General features: G+C 61.5%; 22 protein-coding genes and 1 other RNA gene. 9 read left to right on the top strand and 14 right to left on the bottom strand.

The features are described from left to right. The first annotated feature begins 62 nt into the window (after positions 1-62). The 3 genes from ACS5RD_RS07275 to ACS5RD_RS07265 all read left to right on the top strand — a co-directional run bounded on the left by ACS5RD_RS07275 (position 63) and on the right by ACS5RD_RS07265 (position 1,561). Positions 63-293, top strand: coding sequence for a DUF1127 domain-containing protein (locus ACS5RD_RS07275; RefSeq protein WP_054005712.1), 231 nt, complete (start codon positions 63-65; stop codon positions 291-293). Positions 294-448: 155 nt separating this feature from the next. Continuing rightward, entirely contained in the window at positions 449-1,240 is a 792-nt protein-coding gene (locus ACS5RD_RS07270; protein ID WP_489930620.1) for a Bax inhibitor-1/YccA family protein, read from the top strand. Between the two features lie 114 nt (positions 1,241-1,354). Then, complete coding sequence (locus tag ACS5RD_RS07265) at positions 1,355-1,561, top strand: hypothetical protein (RefSeq protein ID WP_054005710.1); 207 nt, start codon at positions 1,355-1,357, stop codon at positions 1,559-1,561. Positions 1,562-1,753: 192 nt separating this feature from the next. On the opposite strand, the gene ACS5RD_RS07260 is transcribed toward ACS5RD_RS07265, so the two are convergent. From ACS5RD_RS07260 to gatC, 7 genes are all read right to left on the bottom strand, one after another. Further along, positions 1,754-2,446 (bottom strand): VIT1/CCC1 transporter family protein, encoded by a 693-nt coding sequence (locus tag ACS5RD_RS07260; RefSeq protein ID WP_054005709.1) that lies wholly within the window; start codon positions 2,444-2,446, stop codon positions 1,754-1,756. Between the two features lie 114 nt (positions 2,447-2,560). Further along, positions 2,561-2,728, bottom strand: coding sequence for a 50S ribosomal protein L33 (rpmG, locus tag ACS5RD_RS07255; RefSeq protein ID WP_054005708.1), 168 nt, complete (start codon positions 2,726-2,728; stop codon positions 2,561-2,563). Positions 2,729-3,041: 313 nt separating this feature from the next. Then, an RNA gene (gene rnpB / locus ACS5RD_RS07250) (RNase P RNA component class A) lies at positions 3,042-3,480 on the bottom strand. 12 nt (positions 3,481-3,492) lie between these two features. After that, a complete protein-coding gene (locus ACS5RD_RS07245) occupies positions 3,493-4,152 on the bottom strand; it encodes an N-acetylmuramoyl-L-alanine amidase (RefSeq protein WP_489930619.1) in 660 nt (219 codons plus the stop codon). 62 nt (positions 4,153-4,214) lie between these two features. Continuing rightward, on the bottom strand, positions 4,215-5,003 hold the full coding sequence (locus ACS5RD_RS07240) for a hypothetical protein (protein WP_489930618.1): 789 nt from the start codon (positions 5,001-5,003) through the stop codon (positions 4,215-4,217). A 36-nt stretch (positions 5,004-5,039) separates the two neighbouring features. Next, entirely contained in the window at positions 5,040-6,536 is a 1,497-nt protein-coding gene (gene gatA, locus ACS5RD_RS07235; RefSeq protein WP_489930617.1) for an Asp-tRNA(Asn)/Glu-tRNA(Gln) amidotransferase subunit GatA, read from the bottom strand. Beyond that, entirely contained in the window at positions 6,533-6,820 is a 288-nt protein-coding gene (gene gatC, locus ACS5RD_RS07230; RefSeq protein WP_054005705.1) for an Asp-tRNA(Asn)/Glu-tRNA(Gln) amidotransferase subunit GatC, read from the bottom strand. The genes gatA and gatC overlap by 4 nt, the downstream gene beginning before the upstream one ends. Positions 6,821-7,055: 235 nt before the next feature. On the opposite strand from gatC, the gene ACS5RD_RS07225 reads away from it, so the two are divergent. Continuing rightward, positions 7,056-8,024: a phosphotransferase gene (locus ACS5RD_RS07225; protein ID WP_489930616.1), complete on the top strand. Its 969-nt coding sequence runs from the start codon at positions 7,056-7,058 to the stop codon at positions 8,022-8,024. Positions 8,025-8,130: 106 nt separating this feature from the next. Here the strand turns inward: ACS5RD_RS07225 and ACS5RD_RS07220 are convergent, their stop codons facing one another. After that, positions 8,131-8,706, bottom strand: coding sequence for a dimethylsulfonioproprionate lyase family protein (locus ACS5RD_RS07220; RefSeq protein ID WP_489930615.1), 576 nt, complete (start codon positions 8,704-8,706; stop codon positions 8,131-8,133). Positions 8,707-8,943: 237 nt separating this feature from the next. Between ACS5RD_RS07220 and ACS5RD_RS07215 the strand changes: the two genes are divergently transcribed. The 5 genes from ACS5RD_RS07215 to ACS5RD_RS07195 are packed head-to-tail and all read left to right on the top strand — an operon-like array spanning position 8,944 to position 12,192. Then, complete coding sequence (locus ACS5RD_RS07215; protein WP_489930614.1) at positions 8,944-9,819, top strand: S-methyl-5'-thioadenosine phosphorylase; 876 nt, start codon at positions 8,944-8,946, stop codon at positions 9,817-9,819. After that, entirely contained in the window at positions 9,807-11,168 is a 1,362-nt protein-coding gene (locus tag ACS5RD_RS07210) for an SDR family oxidoreductase (RefSeq protein WP_489930613.1), read from the top strand. The genes ACS5RD_RS07215 and ACS5RD_RS07210 overlap by 13 nt, the downstream gene beginning before the upstream one ends. Further along, the gene (locus tag ACS5RD_RS07205; RefSeq protein ID WP_489930612.1) at positions 11,168-11,260 is read left to right on the top strand and encodes a DUF2269 family protein; all 93 of its coding nucleotides are present in this window, start codon (positions 11,168-11,170) and stop codon (positions 11,258-11,260) included. Before ACS5RD_RS07210 ends, ACS5RD_RS07205 begins: the two co-directional genes overlap by 1 nt. A 3-nt stretch (positions 11,261-11,263) precedes the next feature. After that, positions 11,264-11,638 (top strand): DUF2269 family protein, encoded by a 375-nt coding sequence (locus ACS5RD_RS07200; protein ID WP_489930611.1) that lies wholly within the window; start codon positions 11,264-11,266, stop codon positions 11,636-11,638. Between the two features lie 11 nt (positions 11,639-11,649). Continuing rightward, a complete protein-coding gene (locus ACS5RD_RS07195; protein ID WP_054005699.1) occupies positions 11,650-12,192 on the top strand; it encodes an adenine phosphoribosyltransferase in 543 nt (180 codons plus the stop codon). Between the two features lie 231 nt (positions 12,193-12,423). On the opposite strand, the gene ACS5RD_RS07190 is transcribed toward ACS5RD_RS07195, so the two are convergent. The 6 genes from ACS5RD_RS07190 to thrC form a co-directional block, all read right to left on the bottom strand. Further along, positions 12,424-12,816 (bottom strand): DUF1428 domain-containing protein, encoded by a 393-nt coding sequence (locus tag ACS5RD_RS07190; RefSeq protein WP_489930610.1) that lies wholly within the window; start codon positions 12,814-12,816, stop codon positions 12,424-12,426. Between the two features lie 101 nt (positions 12,817-12,917). After that, positions 12,918-14,330: an FAD-binding oxidoreductase gene (locus ACS5RD_RS07185; RefSeq protein ID WP_489930609.1), complete on the bottom strand. Its 1,413-nt coding sequence runs from the start codon at positions 14,328-14,330 to the stop codon at positions 12,918-12,920. A 33-nt stretch (positions 14,331-14,363) separates the two neighbouring features. Further along, on the bottom strand, positions 14,364-14,909 hold the full coding sequence (locus ACS5RD_RS07180; protein WP_489930608.1) for a DUF1697 domain-containing protein: 546 nt from the start codon (positions 14,907-14,909) through the stop codon (positions 14,364-14,366). A gap of 62 nt (positions 14,910-14,971) precedes the next feature. Next, positions 14,972-15,556, bottom strand: coding sequence for a GNAT family N-acetyltransferase (locus tag ACS5RD_RS07175; RefSeq protein ID WP_489930607.1), 585 nt, complete (start codon positions 15,554-15,556; stop codon positions 14,972-14,974). Beyond that, complete coding sequence (locus tag ACS5RD_RS07170) at positions 15,556-16,830, bottom strand: M16 family metallopeptidase (RefSeq protein WP_489930606.1); 1,275 nt, start codon at positions 16,828-16,830, stop codon at positions 15,556-15,558. The genes ACS5RD_RS07175 and ACS5RD_RS07170 overlap by 1 nt, the downstream gene beginning before the upstream one ends. Beyond that, positions 16,827-18,212: a threonine synthase gene (thrC, locus tag ACS5RD_RS07165; protein ID WP_489930605.1), complete on the bottom strand. Its 1,386-nt coding sequence runs from the start codon at positions 18,210-18,212 to the stop codon at positions 16,827-16,829. The genes ACS5RD_RS07170 and thrC overlap by 4 nt, the downstream gene beginning before the upstream one ends. Between the last annotated feature and the right edge of the window lie 5 nt (positions 18,213-18,217).

Below are 18,217 nucleotides of genomic sequence, written 5' to 3'. Positions count from 1 at the left end.
GTGTTGTGATGAAACAAACGACTCACATCACCGACGCCGATGAACTCTGAAAGGATACCACCATGTTCGCCTCGCTCCACACCTCCACATTGGCTGTTGCTCATGTGCAGTCGCGCGGCACTCTTGCTGATCTCACCAAACGTCTGCGTTTGGCGATGACCGCCCGCCGTCAGCGCGCCCAACTGGCCCGCCTTGACGACAATATGCTGGCCGATATCGGCATCACGCCGCGCCAAGCCGCAACCGAAGCCGCCCGCCCGGCATGGGACGTGCCCTCCACTTGGCTGCGCTGATCGGGCTGCGCTAACCTCTGGTTATTGCAAGATTTACGCCTCAAGGATTTCCCGCAGCGGAAATCCTTGAAATCACCGCCAACAGTGCCGATATTGACAGCATTAGGCAGCGCGGACATCCGCGCCTGACCTTCAGTCCATAATCGGAGGCTTCCATGGCTGACTATCAGACGATCCGCCCCTCGGGCCAGACCGCCGGCGTTGGTGCGCGGAGCGCCGACATCGACGCAGGTTTGCGGGCACATATGAATAAAGTCTACGGGCTGATGTCCGTGGCGATGCTGATCACCGCCCTTGCCGCATGGGCGGTCGCTGGCCTTGCTGTCACAGATGTGCCTTCGCAAGCCGTCGCCCAGATTGGCGATCACACCTATCTCACCAGCTTCGGCTCGGCGATCTACATGTCGCCACTGAAATGGGTGCTGATGTTCGCACCGCTGGTGATGGTGTTTGCGTTCGGCGCGCTGATCCCGCGCCTGTCGGTCGCGGGCGCACAGCTGTTCTTCTACGTCTTCGCGGCGGCGATGGGCATTTCGCTCAGCTCGATCCTTCTGGTGTTCACAGGCGCTTCGGTTGTGACGACCTTCCTCGTGACCGCCATCGCCTTCGCCTCGCTGTCGCTTTACGGCTACACCACCAAGAAAGACCTGTCGGCGATGGGTACGTTCTTGATGATGGGCGTGATCGGCTTGGTCGTGGCGTCGATCATCAACATCTTCTTGGCTTCGTCGGCTCTGGCCTTCGCAATTTCGGCGATCGGTGTTTTGATCTTCGCAGGCCTGACCGCCTATGACACCCAGTCGATCAAAAATACCTACCTGCAACACGCAGAGAGCGGTGACAGCGACTGGCTGGGCAAATCGGCGATCATGGGCGCGTTGAACCTGTATCTCGACTTCATCAACATGTTCATGTTCCTGCTGCAATTCTTGGGCGACCGCCGCTAAGCCCCAACAACAGCGCTAAACGGTCAGACCCTGCCAGCCGCGCGCTGGCAGGGTTTTTCTTTGCCCGGAACCCTTGCGCGTCCTGTGCGTTAACTTACCACAGGAGGACGCAACATGAGCAAACTCGAACACACCAAACAAGCCGCCGATACCAAGTTCACCGTGCAAGCCGAGGCGCAAAAGCACAAGATGGACGCGGCAGCCACCAAGCACGCGCATAAAATCCCCGGCAACACCGAGCCGAACGCCGGTGGCCAAAACCGCGAAGCCGGAGACCGCAAAGCCCGCCAGAACGACCGCGCCACCAATGGCGGCGAATAAAAGCTGAACAGCAGGGCCGGGAAAATCCCCGGCCTTTCGCTTTGCGCAAACTGCCTAAAACTTATCTAAAATTTTGCGTTGCTCTTTTGGAAATACTCGCAGGGGGAGGCGCCCTTCGCGCCGGGGGGCGGCAACCTCCTTCTTTCAAACGACGGACACCAGCCCCGGCCTTTGGCCCGAGCAAGCGGCCGTCTAAACCACTGCGCCAAACACCATGCCGACCACTGCCGTCACGCCCATCGCCACAGCCCCCCAGAATGTCACCCGCACCACCGCCCGCCCCATCGGCGCGCCGCCCGCCTTGGCACCAATCGCCCCAAGCACGGCCAGAAAAATCAGCGACAACACCGTCACCCACAGGCTGATCCCCGCCGCGGGCACCAGCGCCGCCGTCGCCATCGGCAAAGCGGCCCCCACCGCGAAACTCGCAGCCGAAGCCCCTGCCGCCACCAAAGGCTTCGCCTCGGTATGTTCGGAAAAACCCAATTCATCGCGCAAATGCGCTGCCAGCGGATCTTTCGCATGCAGGGCCGTTGCAACCTCCAACGCCAGTGCCGGGGTTAAGCCGCGATCCTCATAGATCCCCGCCAGCGCGCGCAACTCCTCGGCAGGGTCAGCCGCAATCTCCGCCCGCTCACGCGCGGTATCGGCTTTCTCGGTATCAGCTTGCGAGGAGACGGAAACATATTCCCCCGCCGCCATCGACAGCGCTCCGGCGACCAATCCCGCCATCCCCGCCACCAGCACCTCGGTCCGCCCAGAGGCCGCTGCCACCCCCATGATCAGCGATGCTGTCGAGATGATACCGTCATTCGCCCCGAGCACAGCTGCGCGCAGCCAACCGACCCGCGCGACATAATGTTCTTCGTAGTGGCTGCGTTCCATGATCACCTCTGTGCCCGACCGATACGTCCCGCTTAAGGCATAGAACCTGCCCCGCGCAAAACGAAAAACCGCGCCCAAAGGGCGCGGCACTTCCGCACAGCGAAGGGGAAGATCTTACTTGATCTTGCCTTCTTTGTATTCAACGTGCTGACGCTTGACGGGGTCATACTTGTTGACCGTCATTTTCTCGGTCATGGTCCGAGCATTCTTCTTGGTCACATAGAAGTGCCCGGTGCCAGCCGTCGAGTTCAGACGGATCTTGATCGTCGCCGGTTTGGCCATAGTCGTCTCTCCTGCATCAAGGCAACACCGTTGCCCTGCGAAATCTCTTGAAGCCTGCCTTTTACGGATCAAGGCGGCAGAGTCAACAGCCAAACCGCAAGTTCTGCGATCTTGCGGTGATCTAATTGCGCGCGTGCCGCGCAAGAGTCTTTAGCGCTGACGCGCGGTGGGTTCTTGGGGCGGCGGGACGGCCCGGTTTTAGGCGTAGGACCTGCCACAAGCCTTAGATTTTGAGTATTTAGCAAAGAGCAATCCAGAGCCGGTGCAGGTTTTACACCGCAAGATGCTTTTGCCGATCACTGAGGCCGAGAATTTGCGCGGATGGCCTATAAGCCGGATTTTGTCCCAGGGTTGCCCCCTTGGATGACCATTCCTCTGCCACCCGTGTTACCACGGGCAGTCAAGCTGCCAACCCGGGCCTCTGGGCTGAAAGTTCCCTGTGGTGGTCTCCGCTATCGCCGCAGGCTCAGCACCTTTGACAGTCGCGGACCTTACCACGCGAGGCCCCTATTCGGCATTGCTCCGGGTGGGGCTTGCCATACCGTTCTTGTTACCAAGACCGTGGTGGGCTCTTACCCCACCGTTTCACCATCGCCGCAGATCCGTCCAAGGCAAGCCCTGAACACCACGGCAGTCTTTTCTCTGTGGCGCTTTCCCTGGGGTTGCCCCCGCCGGGCGTTACCCGGCACCCTTCCTTCATGGAGTCCGGACTTTCCTCGGAGCTTGCGCCCCGCGGTCATCCAGCCATCCGCGCGAGGGGCGGCTTACCCTTCGCCATCTGCGACGTCAACCGGGAAGCGCGCGGCGAGGTTTGCCATCATCGCGCCGTCCATCCCGATTGGGGCGTCCGCATTGGCACGACCCTTGGTATAAGCGGGTCTAAATCTCGTACGAAACGCATCAATCACAAAAAGTGGAGATGCGTCCGGCGGATAGCCAAAACGCTTGGCGTTCAGCATAAACACTTCCATTTGGTCAAGTGATGCGTCTGGCTCAACATTTTCCGGCCACACCGACAGCCCCTGCAACGCCAACCGCCGCCAATCAAACCGCGCCCCTGGATCGCGCTTGCGCATCGGTGCCATATCCGAATGTGCAATCACCCGATGTGCCGGAATCGCCCAGCGCTGCACGATACCTCTGAGCAAGTCTTCCAGCGCCGCCATCTGCGGTTCCGCAAACGGCTGAAGCCCGGTGTTCGCCAGTTCAATGCCGATCGAGGCCGAGTTCACATCGGTGATCCCCGCCCACTCCCCCGCCCCCGCGTGCCAAGCCCTTGATACCTCTGGCACCAAGCCCTCAACCACCCCGGTCTCCGACACCAGCCAATGCGCCGAAACCTCAAACGCCGGATCGCACAGCCGCGCCCGCGCCTCGGCGCAAGACGCCATAGCGGTGTAATGGATCACGATAATAGATGGCAAAACGCCACCCCGCCTTTCGCCAAAATTGGGCGAGGGCCAAGGCGGCGGGGTCGTCACCAAGCTCAATTCTGAACGGCAGCCCGGAACGGCGTCGGATCCCAAGCGCAGGCATAGCCGTCGCCATCCGGGTCGAGGCCCTTGCGGTCGCGATCCGGCCCGCCTGCCGCCAAGAACGCCTCTTGCGCAAGGTCCGGCGAGGGGAACTTGCCACACGCCGCGTTATAGCTGTTCAGCCGCAGCCCGCCACGCTTGTACATCTGCGTGCCCTTGGGATGATTGGTCGAGATCGCAAATTGCACGATATTGGGCGCGTCGCTGCCAGAGCGCTGCGGCAAAGCCGTCGGCTGATCGACCTGATACTGCGCGCGGTTACGCTCAATCCGGGCCTTGTCACTCTCGATGGATTCGCGCTTGGTCACCGCCTGAAAGTCCTGCTCATCCGAGACGGTGCCAACATTGGCCGCCGACCCCGGTACATTCGCCATCTCGGAGGTGGTCTCAGCAATCCCCGCCGGCGCATTGCCGCGCGCGCGCTCACCGCCACCAATCACCGCACCCTGCGGTTGGCCATAAGGTTGTGCTGCTGGGGCGGCATAGGGCGAGGCCGCCGCCTGCGTGCTGAGCGGCACATTGGTCGGCGTCAGCGCGGTATCGGTATTCTTGCCCTCGGCCTTGTCAATCGCAGCCAGCGCCCCGCCCGGCGTGAAGCCAGCGGCAGGTGCCGCAGCCACCGGGGCAGGCGCGTTATAGGCATTATAATCCTGAAACCCGACGCCCGCACCCGAATCGGGTACAGCGGTTCCACACCCAGCCAGCCCGAGGGCGGCCAAAATCATCACAGCGCTACGCATCGTCTCTGCCTCGGCGGTTTATTCTGATATTGGCGCTTACCACCATTTATCTGGCTTGGCCACAAAGCCCGCAGCCCGCTCCAAAACATAAGCGTGATTGAGCAGACCCGCCTCATCCCAAGGTCGCCCTAGCAGTTGCAGCCCCATCGGCAGGCCTTTGCTGTCGAGGCCCATCGGCACCGCCACCCCCGGCAATCCGGCGAGGTTCGCCGTCACGGTGAACACGTCGTTGAGATAGACCTCAACCGGGGTCGCCTTGTCCATCTCGCCCAAGCCAAAGGCCGAGGTCGGTGTCGCGGGCGCGAGAATAGCCTCAATCCCCGCCGCAAACGCCTGCTCAAAGTCGCGCTTGATCAACGCCCGCACCTTGCGCGCGCGGTTGTAATAGGCGTCATAGAACCCGGCCGACAGCACATAGGTCCCGACCATGATCCGCCGCTGAGTTTCCGGCCCAAAGCCCTCCGCCCGCGTTTTCTCATACATCTCGGTGATGCCATCACCCGCAGCCAAAGCCGCCCGGTGGCCATAGCGCACCCCATCATAACGCGCGAGGTTCGATGACGCCTCCGCAGGCGCAATCACATAATACGCAGGCAAAGCATACTTCGCATGCGGCAGCGAGATATCGACAATCTCCGCCCCCGCATCGCGCAGCATCTCGCGGCCTTGCGCCCAGAGCGCATCAATCTCTGCCGGGATGCCCTCAATCCGGTACTCGCGCGGGATACCGATCTTCTTGCCGCGAATATCCCCGGTCAGTGCCGCTTCAAAATCCGGCACCGCCATATTCGCGCTGGTGGAATCCTTCGGATCATGCCCCGCCATCGCCTGCAGGAAAATCGCCGCATCGCGCACCGATTTCGTCATCGGCCCGGCCTGATCCAAGCTTGAGGCATAAGCCACAATCCCCCAGCGGCTGACCCGGCCATAAGTCGGCTTGATCCCCGTCGTGCCGGTAAACGCCGCAGGCTGCCGGATCGAGCCCCCGGTATCCGTCCCGGTCGCGCCCAAACACAAATCCGCCGCCACCGCTGCCGCCGAGCCGCCCGAAGACCCACCCGGAGTGCGCAACACCTCGTCGACCTTCCACGGATTGACCGCAGGCCCATAGCAACTGCTTTCCGTCGAGGACCCCATCGCAAACTCATCCATGTTCAGCTTGCCGAGCATCACCGCCCCCGCGCCAAACAGCTTCGAAGTCACCGTCGACTCATATTCCGGCACAAACCCCTTCAGGATGTGCGACGCGGCTTGCGAAGGCACCCCCTTGGTACAGAACACATCCTTGATCCCCAACGGAATCCCGCACATATCCGGTGCATTCCCCGCAGCAATCCGCAGATCAGCCGCCCGCGCCTGCGCCAACGCCATCTCCGGCGTCTTATGCACAAACGCGTTCAGCGCATCGCCCGCGTCGATCGCCGTCAAACAAGACATCGTCAGATCAACCGCCGAAATCTCCCCCTTGCGCAGCGCATCCCGCGCCGCCGCAATGGTCCAAGTGTTTGCACCACCAGACATAAGCGCGCTCATTCCACCACCTTCGGCACTGCAAAAAACCCTTCCCGCGCATCCGGCGCATTGGCCAGAATCGCCCGTTGCTGGTTGCCATCCGTCACCACATCCGCCCGGCGCGCCAGCCGCATCGGCGTCACCGAAACCATCGGCTCGATGCCCGTCACATCGACCTCATTCAGCTGCTCCATGAACCCAAGGATGCCAGACAACTGCTCGGCGAGCTTCGGCAAAGCCGCTTCCTCCACCCGGATACGCGCCAGCTTAGCCACCTTGCGCGCGGTGTCGATGTCGATGGACATGGGGTCTCTCCGCAAATGAATTGGCCCCGTTTACCCGCCAAGGCCAGATGCCGCAAGTAGGGCGGGGTTCACCCCACCACTTAGGCCGAACGTAGGGTGCGCTTCAGCGCCCCCCTTCGCAGCAACCCCAGACCAGTCCGCACCCCGAATACCGCTTGCCTGCCCAACACAATTCGCCCAAGTTTCAGATAGATACTCCACAAACCACTCTATCACCCGTTGGAATTTGGGAATTATGCTCGATGCAGACTATAGCGTAAAAGCTGCACGACGTGCCTTGCGCGTGTTTTTACCAGAAGAAGAATTCGCGCTGGCCTCGCTCAAAGACCCCACAAAACTGTATGACACATGGGTGTTTCGCTGCAAAATACGCGGCAAGAACTCCACATTCGTCTGCAAACTCAGCACACCAGACGCGGCAGGTCGTGCAAAAATCTTAAACCAATACGAACGGCTGAAATCGACCAATGCCGCTTTAAAACACCCGCTTTTAACCACACCGCAAGCACTGGCCTTTGTGGAAAAAGACTGCGCCCTGATCATGGAGCATGTGAAGGCTGAATCGCTGCAACAGCTCCTGCCGCAGTTTTCCAATATCGCCGATGCCAGCACCCATCTGCAAAACGCAGGCCGCTGGATTTCCGGTTTCCAACAAGCAACGATGAAACCTGCCGCATTCGACACTAAACCGCACATGAACTGGCTGTTGAAAAAACTCCAGCGGCACGACGAAAAGCTGATCGTTATTCCTGACTACGACGCCTTCATGGTGGAGTTTCACCAGCTTGAACAATGCGCATCCGAGGCCCAAGCACTGCCATCCACCCGCTGCGTGACGCACAAAGACTTTCATCTCGGCAATGTGCTGTTTGGCCGCAAAGGTGCGGTCTATGGCATAGATTTTGAAAACAAAAAAGAAGATGACGCGCTGCGGGACGTCATCTCATTCCTGTTCGATTTTGCGATAAAATGGCCGGTGAACGCCACGGCGTTTGAAGGCTTTCAAACCGCCGCCGCTGCCTTTTTGGCCGGATACGCCGACCATGCAACGCCGCCCGTGGTGTTTGAGTTCTTTCAAAAGTTTTCGGCTTTGAACGGATGGTCAGGCTTGGAGGGGCGCAACCTGACAGATCAAAACAAGCGACACAGGCTGGAGCGTTTGAAGCAACTGGCCAAAACCTCCCTCCTCGACATTGCGCGCTAACAGCAAGTCATCGGCGCGTCCTGTCGCGGGGTGAATATCCACTCCACCACGCCCCCCAAATTGCTCTTTCGCAAATACTCCCGCGCGGAGCGCTCCCCGGCTATGCCTACAAAATCACCGATTTCGCAGCCAAATCCCCGCCGCGCCACAAATACAGCGCCGCCAGCGGTTGATCCCCCGTCCGCATCGCATGCGGCGTCCAGCTTGGATGATGTATCGCCTGCCCCACAGGCACGGCGGCATAATCCCCCGCGCCCTTTTGCCATTCCGCCACCCCGGCAATCGGCAGATAAACCTCCTCTGCCGCATGGGCGTGCGACGGATAGCTGATCCCCGGTGCCAGCAGCAACACGCCGCAAGCGATCCGCGCACTGGGCACAGGACCACGCAAGCCGATAAACTCGCTCCAACCATAGCCGCGCAAAAAATCCGCGCCAAAATCGCTCGCACCATAGGTCTGCCGCCACGCCAAACCCTCCGCCACCCGCTGCAACTCTCCCACCACCGCCGCCGTATCGACCGGGCTGAACCCTGCCTGCAACTCCGGCATCCAGTCGCAAACCGGCAAAGCTCCCGCCACATTCTCGCGTCGTTCACCCGCAGCGGGCCAATCCGCCAAAAATGCCGCCGCCTCCGGCACTGGCGCAAACGCCCGTCTCACCAACTCCAGCAGCCGATCCATCCAGCCCTTACTCCGAAACCCCGTATCCCCACATTGAGGTGCGCCCGTACCGCTTGCAACCCGGTGCAACCTCTTGCCTGCACCCCAATCTTAACCTCCGATTAACCATACCTCCCACCCCCCTAAAATTCCTCCATAAAAACAATGGTCCCGAGTCGGGACCCTCCCCAAACACCCCCTTCCCCTTCCCCGCTTCCCACCCTAAACTCTTCCAAACCCCAATGAACGGACCCCAAAATGCCCCCCATGATCGGCGTAATCGGCGGCTCCGGCGTCTATCAGATCGACGGCCTCGAAGGCGGATCCTGGGTCAAAGTCCCCACCCCCTGGGGCAAACCCTCGGATGAAATCCTCGTCGGCCGCCTGAACGGCACCCCGATGGCCTTCCTGCCCCGCCACGGTCGCGGCCACGTCCACTCACCCTCCTCCGTCCCCTACCGCGCCAATATCGACGCCCTGAAACGCCTCGGCTGCACCGATATTCTCGCTGTTTCAGCGGTGGGAAGCCTGCGCCCCGATTACCACCCCGGCGATTTCGTGCTGGTGGACCAATATATCGACCGCACCTTCGCCCGCGAGAAATCCTTCTTCGGTGAGGGCTGCGTCGGCCACGTCTCCCTCGCCCACCCCACCTGCCCCCGCCTCGGCCAAGCCTGCCTGCAAGCGGCCCAACAAGCTGGGATCAAAACCCACCCCACCGCCACCTACCTTGCCATGGAGGGCCCGCAGTTCTCCACCCTAGCGGAATCCCGCCTCTACCGCAGCTGGGGCGCCGATGTGATCGGCATGACCGGCATGCCCGAGGCCAAACTCGCCCGCGAAGCTGAACTCTGCTACGCTTCCCTCGCCATGATCACCGACTTCGACTGCTGGCACGAGGATCACGGCGCGGTCGACGTGGCGGCGGTGATCCAAACCCTCACCGCCAACGCCAGCGCCGCCCGCAACCTGGTCGCCAACCTGCCTGCTCTGCTGCCCGATCATCCCACCTGCCCGCACGGCTGCGACCACGCGCTGACCCATGCCCTGATGACCGCGCCGGACAAACGTGACCCCGAATTGCTGGCCAAACTCGACGCCGTGGCGGGGCGCGTGTTGAAATGCCCGAACTGAAAATGAAAGTGCTGTTGCTGGGGGCGGATGGGTTCATCGGCCGCCACATCGCCTTCTATCTGCGCGAGCAAGGCGTCCAAGTCACCGCCCAAGCCCGCACCCCCGCCCGCCTGCACCGTATGGGCTTTGCGACCCTGCAGGCCGATTTAACCGCCCGCGCCACCCATGCCCCCGCCTTCTGGCAACCGCATCTCGACCAAAACACCCATATCATCAACGCCGCTGGCCTGCTGACCGGCACCGCGGGCATCTTCGAGGCCGTCCACGTCAAAGCCCCCGCCGCCGCCTATGCCGCAAGACACCCCGGCACCCATGCCCTGCTGATTTCGGCCGTGGGGATAGAGGCCGACACCGCCTTCGCCCACTGGCGCCGCAGAGGCGAAGCCGCCGCCACCACAACCGAGGCCATCATCTTACGCGCAGGCCTTGTCCTCGCCGACACCTCCTACGGCGGCTCATCCTTGATCCGCGCGTTTGCCGCCTTGCCGTTCTTCACCCCGGTGATCGGCACAGGCGAGCAACCCTTCAACCCGATCCACGCCAGCGATCTTGCCGCCATAGCCCTCGAATGCTTGCAAAACCCCGCCCCCGGCAGATGGGAAATCGGCGGGCCGCAAACTGTCAGCCAAACCGGCATCCTGCGCGCCACCCAAAGCTGGCTCGGCCTGCCGCACCACCCCCTGCTCCACATCCCGCTTCCGCTCGCCCGCCGCTTGGGACAGATCGGGGATGCCCTCAGCATAGGCCCGATCTCGGCCACCTCGGTCGCGCAACTGGAGCAAGGCGTACTGGCCGCCCCCGCAGCGTTGCTGGAACACCTCTGCGCCGTGGCGCAAATCCCGCAAACCCGACCCGCTGATGCCCTGCCCCCGCAAGTTGCGCAGGCCAACCCGGCGCCATCGCTGCAACAATTCCACCGCAGCGCGCGCGCCTTCACCCAGTTCCTGCAATCCCGCCCCGCTGGCACGCAAGACCTGTGGCAAGCCCGGCTTTATCTGCTGAAACCGCTGATCCGCCTGACACTCGCCGTGCTCTGGCTCACCTCCGCCACCCTCGGCCTGCTCGCCCCACCCGAGATTTACCTGCCCCAGATCGCCCTGCCCGCCACCCTCGCGCTGATCCTTGCCAAAGCCGGAGGCTTGGCTGACGCCGCCCTCGGCATTGCCCTGCTGAAAAACTGGCGGCCCAAAACCACCGCCATTCTGCAAATCCTGATGGTGCTGGGCTACACGCTTGGCCTGACCCTGATCGCCCCGGCCCTCTGGCTTGATCCGTTTGGCGGCCTCCTAAAAAACCTGCCCATCCTCGCCTTGCTGCTGACCCACCTAGCCCTGACCGAGGAACGCTGATGGACCGGTATCTGATCGCCCGCTGGCTGCACATCTTGTGCTCGACCGTGCTGTTCGGCACCGGCATAGGCACCGCGTTTCAGATGGTCTGAGCGATGCGCACCGGAAAACTCGAAACCATCCATTCCACAGCCTCTGGCGTGGTGATCGCCGACTGGATCTTCACCACCCCCGCCGGCATCATTCAGCCCCTCACCGGCCTCTGGCTGATCCACCGCGCAGGCTACTCGCTGACCGAGCCGTGGCTGCTGATAGCCTATGCCCTCTACATCCTCGCCTTCCTGTGCTGGGCCCCCGTCGTCATCCTGCAACTGCACATACGAGACCTTGCCGCCGAAGCCCTCACCGCAGGCACCCCGCTCCCGGCAAAGGCCCGAAAACTCTACCGGATCTGGCTCGCCCTTGGCGTCCCCGCTTTCGCCGCCCTTGTCGCGGTGTTCTGGCTGATGGTAAACAGACCCGACTTCTGAAAGGCTCGCTGATGTCCTCTGCCAAGAAAACCGTCAAAGACTACATCCGCACCATCGTTGATTTCCCGCATGAAGGCATCTTCTTCCGTGATGTCACCACCCTGTTCGCCGATCCGCGCGGCTTTCGGATGTGCGTCGACCAACTGCTCGCCCCCTATGCCGGGATGCGGATTGATAAGGTGGTCGGGCTGGAGGCGCGCGGTTTCATTCTGGGTGGGGCTGTCGCGCATCAGCTTTCGACCGGCTTTGTGCCGATCCGCAAAAAGGGCAAATTGCCGGGCCAGACCATCAGCCAAGCCTATACGCTGGAATATGGCGAGGCGGTGGTCGAGGTGCATGAAGACGCGATGCAGCCGGGCGAGAAAGTCCTGCTGGTCGATGATCTGCTGGCGACCGGAGGCACCGCCGAGGCGGGCATCAAACTGATCGAACGTCTCGGCGCACAGGTGATCGGCTGCGCTTTCGTCGTTGATCTGCCAGACTTGGGCGGGCGCAAAAAGCTGGAAAGCATGGGCATGGAAGTCCACGCCCTCTGCGCCTTTGAAGGGCTTTAACCCGCCGTCCAAACATCCCACGCTGCCCCAGCCTTGAGCCGGGGCCTCAGGGTTCAGGCGCATTTCAGCAGCCTAAACGCCAAATCCGCATCACCGTTAACGGCCTGTTTACCGAATCAACCTACACCAGACTTACTAAGGCCAACCCAGCCTTAGGGTGACGCTGCTTGCAACACGTGACCCACCCAACCCCAGCGCCCTGTCGGTTTTCCGGCAGGGCGTTTCTTATAATCAGGATGAACTTGCAAAACCTGCCCCAGCCGATTGCTCGCTCTGGGTGTCAAAGATCGGCTCAAACCCGCCCCAGACCATGCGCTGACCGTCAAACGGCATCTCAGGCATGTCTTTCCAACGCGCATCGGTCTGCATTTTCGCGGAGGCCGTCTCATACGTCTGCTGATCCGGCCACTCGATCCATGAAAACACCACCGCCTCATCAGCCGTCGCCAGAACCGCGCGTTTAAAGTCGGTGACTTTGCCATCGGCAATCGTCTCGCTCCACGTCTCGACCACGCGCAGCGCGCCGTATTCCTTAAAGATCGGTGCCGCCGCCCGCGCCGAGTCGATATAGGCCTGCTTTTTGGCCTTCGGCACTGCGATCAGAAACCCTTGAATATAGCTCATGATGGGTCCTCCTGTTTCGGGATGATACCAGACCAACCGCAAAACCCGCGATCCATTCCCCGATTCGCCCGCAGATGAACCAATTTCCGCCGACGCGCCGATTATCCCCGCAGCACAGCACCCGGATTCATAATCCCCAACGGGTCCAGCGCCGCCTTGATCGCCCGCATTGCGGCCAGCTTGCCCGGATCGCCGTAGCGTTCCAGATCCTCCACCTTCAACCGCCCCAAACCATGCTCGGCCGACATCGAACCACCCAGTTCATCGACCAGATCATGCACGCAGGTTTTCACCGCATCGCGCAGGTGTTCATAGTCTTTCCGGCTGCGCCCAAACGCCGGGAACACGTTGTAATGCAGGTTGCCATCGCCCAAATGGCCAAAGCAATTCACCCGGAAATCGCCCAGCTTCGCCAACCGAGGCCCGGCTTTGGCGATAAACTCCGCCACCAATCCCAGCGGCACCGAAATATCATGGCTGCTGACCGCCCCGATCATCCGGTTGGCTTCCGGGATCGCCTCGCGGATCCGCCACAGCCCCGCCCGCTGCGCTTCCGAGGCCGCAATCACCCCGTCTGACACCAACCCGTCCGCCAGTCCCGCCTCAAACAGCCCACCCAAGTGATCTTCGGCCAAACCGAACCCCGCAGGCAGACCGATCTCGATCAGCACCATCCACTCCGGCATCCCGAGCGGCAGCTTCACCTCGGGGATGCGTTCGGCCAAAAACTCCAACCCCATCCGCCCGATCAACTCAAATGCCGAGACCATCCCCGACAGCCGCTCTTGCGCCAGCGACAGCAGTTTCAACGCAGCCGCCGGGCTCTCCACCGCCAGCAAAGCCGTGCCAACCACCCCCGGCACCGGATACAGCCGCAGACTGGCGGCGGTGATCACGCCCAAAGTGCCCTCGGCCCCGATCAGCAAATGCCGCAGATCATAGCCGGTGTTATCCTTGCGCAAGCGCTTCAAGCCATTGAAAACGCTTCCATCCGGCAAAACCGCCTCGACGCCCAAACACAAATCCCGCGCATTGCCATAGCGCAGCACGTTCAAGCCCCCTGCGTTGGTGGAAAGATTCCCACCAATCCGGCACGTCCCCTCCGACGCCAAAGCCAGCGGAAACACCCGGCCCAGATCGCCGGCATGGCGCTGCACATCGGCGAGGATCATCCCGGCCTCGACCACCAGCACATTTTCCTCAGCATAGCTGCCGCGCAAGGCTGCCATCCGCTCCAGCGACAGCACCACGGGCACGGGGCCCTCGGACATCAACTGCCCGCCGACCAGCCCGGTGCCGCCGCCCCAAGGCACGATGCCGACACGCGCCTGCGCACAAGCCCGCACCACCACCGACACCTCAGAAACCGTCCGAGGCAGCGCCACCACCCCCGCCAAACCCTGCCAGCGCCCGCGCGGTTCTTCCAGATAGCGCGGCTCGGCTGCGTGCAAAGCGCCCTCGGGCAGCAGCCCACGCAGCATTTCAACAAACGCAGGATCGGCAGGGTTCAGCATCTTATCGTCTCACTCAAGGCTCAAAGCCGCGGTTCACACAGTGATCGTGCGCGCCAAAGCTGCAATCGCCGTGGCAGAGGTTTGGTTGCGCGCGGTCTTCACCATGCTCAAACCCGCCTCCAGTTTGGTCGCCAGCACAGATCGTCCGATTCCGTTCGGAGCTAGCAGATAAGCCGCCTTGTCAGAAAACAAGATCTGCTCACCATTTGCCGCATGGGCCGACAAAGCCTGCACCGCCGTGGCCGCCGCTGGGCTGGCGAGGAAATAGATATGCACACCAGCGCCATCAGCCGCGCCCTGCTTTTTGAACGGGTTCGTCGCCAAAATCGCATCGTATTCTTTCAGCGTCATCACGAACATCGGCGGCGCAAAGCCGAAACGCTCTTTCATCGCTGTGGTGATTTTCGCCTCAACCCCGGCGACGCCCGGATCAAGATACACCGCATTGCCGCTTTGCAGATGGGTGTGGATTTGCTGAAGCCCTTGTTCCAGCAGCATTTGCCGAAACTCCGGCATCGGCAGGCGATTGGCGCCCGACACGTTCACGCCGCGCAACAGCAGGACTTTGACTTCACTCATTGGGCTCTCCAGACAAGACCCCACCCGCTCCGGCGTAGGGCTGCCGCCTGCAAAGCAGCGACTTAACCCACGTCCGTGCGACCACGTCGGTCGTTCCGTAAGTTGGCGTATAACACATGGTTCCGCCAGCGCCCGTTGATTTGCAAATAAGATTGCGCCACGCCCTCATATTTAAAGCCAGATTTCTCCAGCACGCCACGCGATGCGACGTTTTCCGGCAGACAGGCGCTTTCAATCCGGGAAATATCCAGTTGCGCGAAGGAAAAATGCACCAAAGCCTGCACCGCTTCCTTCATATAACCACGCCGCGCGAAGGGCGCACCAATCCAATAGCCCATCGTGCCCGCCTGCACCGGGCCACGGCGGATATTGTCCAGCGTCACCGCGCCCAACAACTGCCGATCCTCGCGTCGGAACATCAGCATCGGCAGTGCCGTGCCCGTGGCCTCGGCCCGCCCCGCCCAATACACCCGGTTGGTAAAGGCTTTGCGCGACAAATGATCATGCGCCCAAACTGGCTCCCACGGGGTAAGATGCGCCACAGAAGCCTCGCGCAAGCCTGCCCAAGCTCTGTAATCGCTGTGCGCAGGCAACCGCAAAGTCATCCGCTCGGTTTCAACCGTGGGCCTGCGGCGGAAGGATAGCATTACGCCGCCAAACGCTTGCGAATATCTTCCAGCGAGGGGGCATCCGCAACCGGGCCATACAAAGCCAAAGCCGAATCCGCCTCTGCCAGTTCGCCCGCATAACGCCGCACATCCGCCACCGTCACCGCATCAATCCGCTCCACCGCCTCATCCACCCCCGGCACCCGATCATAAATCGCCAGCAGACGCGCGATGCGTTCGGCCCGAGACGACGGGCTTTCCAGCCCCATCAACATTCCGGCCTTGATCTGCGTCCGCGCGCGGGCCACTTCGGCCTCAGACATATCATCCGCCGCGCGCTTCAACTCATCCATGGTGATCTGGGTCAGCTCGCCGATTTCCTCAGCGCTAGTGCCCGCATACAAAGTGATCTGCCCGGCATCCTCATAAGCCCCCGACTGGGCGAAGATCGAATAGCAGAGGCCCCGCTCTTCCCGCACCTTCTGGAACAGACGGGACGACATGCCGCCGCCCATCGTCATCGCATAAACCTGCGCGGTATAGACGTCCGGATGCCGATAACCCGGCGCGTCAAACGCCATGGCGAAATGCACCTGCTCCAGATCCTTCACCTCACGGCGTTCCGACCCTTTGAACGTCGCCGCCTGAAACGTGGTCGCGGGCTTGGCCTTCATGCTGCCAAACATCGCCTCGGCTTGCTTCACAATCGCATCGTGATCGACAGCGCCAGCCGCCGCCAAAATCATCTGCCCCGGCCCGTAGTGTTCCGCCACAAAGCCCTGCAAATCCTTGCGGGTAAAGGAAGAAACCCGCTCCTCCGGCCCCAGAATCGTCCGCCCGAACGCTTGATCCGGGTAAGACGCCTCTTGCAGCCAATCGAACACGATATCATCGGGCGTATCCAAAGCCTGACCGATCTCCTGCAAGATCACATGCCGCTCAACCTCAATTTCCTTCTTATCAAAGGCCGGGTTCAGCACAATATCGCCAATCACGTCGAGGGCGAGTCCCACATCAGCCTGCAACACCCGCGCATAATAAGCGGTCATTTCCCGAGAGGTATAGGCATTGATATAGCCGCCAACATCCTCAATTTCCTCGGCAATTTGCAAAGACGTGCGCCGCTTGGTGCCCTTAAACGCCATATGCTCCAGAAAATGCGCGATGCCGTTCTGCGTTGGCTTCTCGTGCCGCCCACCCGCCATCACCCAAATCCCGGCGCTGGCAGACAGCAGCCCCGGCATATGTTCGGTGACGATGCGGAAGCCGTTCGGCAGAGTGGTCAGGCGCAGACCGGCAGATGCGTGGCTCAACGGGCAATCCTTTCGCGGATCAGCGCCTGCAAAGCGCCCAGATCATTCGGAACACGGGTGACACGTTCCGGGCGCGTGAACAAGTCCGCCATGCGTGGCGGAAGCTGGGGCCGTGTGCCCATCGCCGCTTCCACCGCATCTGGGAACTTCGCCGGGTGCGCCGTGGCGAGGGTGATCATCGGCGCTTCCCCAAGATGCTCCTCTGCCACCTTCACGCCCACGGCGGAATGTGGGCAAAGGATTTCCCCGGTCTGCGCAAAGGCGCGCTGGATCGTCGCCGTGGTCTCCTCCTCCGAACATCGCCCCGAAGCAAAGGTCTCGCGCAGCATCCCCATCGCCCCTTGCGAAATGTGGAAACCGCCCGATTTCAACTCCTCCATCAAAGCCGAAACCGCCGCGCCATCGCGGCCATAAGCGTCAAACAACGCCCGCTCAAAGTTGGACGACACCTGAATATCCATCGACGGTGAGATCGAGGCCGTCACCCCATTCTGCACATAATCCCCGGTCTTCATCGCCCGATCCAGAATGTCATTCTGATTGGTCGCGATCACCAGTTGATCAATCGGCAGCCCCATTTTCCGCGCGATATAGCCCGCGAAAATGTCACCGAAATTGCCCGTCGGCACAGTGAAGCTCACCGCCCGATCCGGCGCGCCCAACGACACCGCCGCGCTGAAATAATACACCACCTGCGCCAACACCCGCGCCCAGTTGATCGAATTCACCCCCGCCAGCCGCACGCCATCGCGGAAGGCGAAATCGTTGAACATATCCTTCACACGGGCTTGGCAATCGTCAAAATCTCCGTCCATCGCCAAGGCGTAAACATTCGCCTCAGAAGGGGTGGTCATCTGCCGCCGCTGCACATCCGACACCCGCCCATGCGGATAGAGAATAAACAGATCGACATTCGCCAACCCCCGAAACGCCTCCATCGCCGCCGACCCGGTATCGCCAGAAGTCGCCCCAACAATCGTAATCCGCTCACCGGTCTTGGCCAGTGCCGCCTGCATCATCTGCCCGATCAACTGCATGGCGAAGTCTTTGAACGCCAAGGTTGGGCCGTGGAACAGCTCCAGCAGGAAATGGTTCGGCCCCAACTGCACCAAAGGCGCGCGCGCGGCATGGCCAAAGCCAGCGTAAGCCTTCGCCAGCAGCCCCTTGAACTCAGCATCGGTAAACGTGGACCCCAAATACGGCCGCATCACCCGAAACGCGATCTCCTCATAGGACAGCCCCGCCATCGCCGCGATTTCCGCCTTCGACAAAGCAGGCACGACCTCGGGCACATACAGCCCGCCATCGCGCGCCAGCCCCGTCATCATCGCTTCGCTGAAATTCAAAACCGGAGCCTGTCCCCGCGTCGAGATATACCGCATCCGTC

The organism is Cypionkella sp. PAMC25878, from assembly GCF_058135695.1.
The sequence above is the reverse complement of the archived record's forward strand: the minus strand, read 5'-3'. Positions and strand labels throughout refer to the sequence as shown.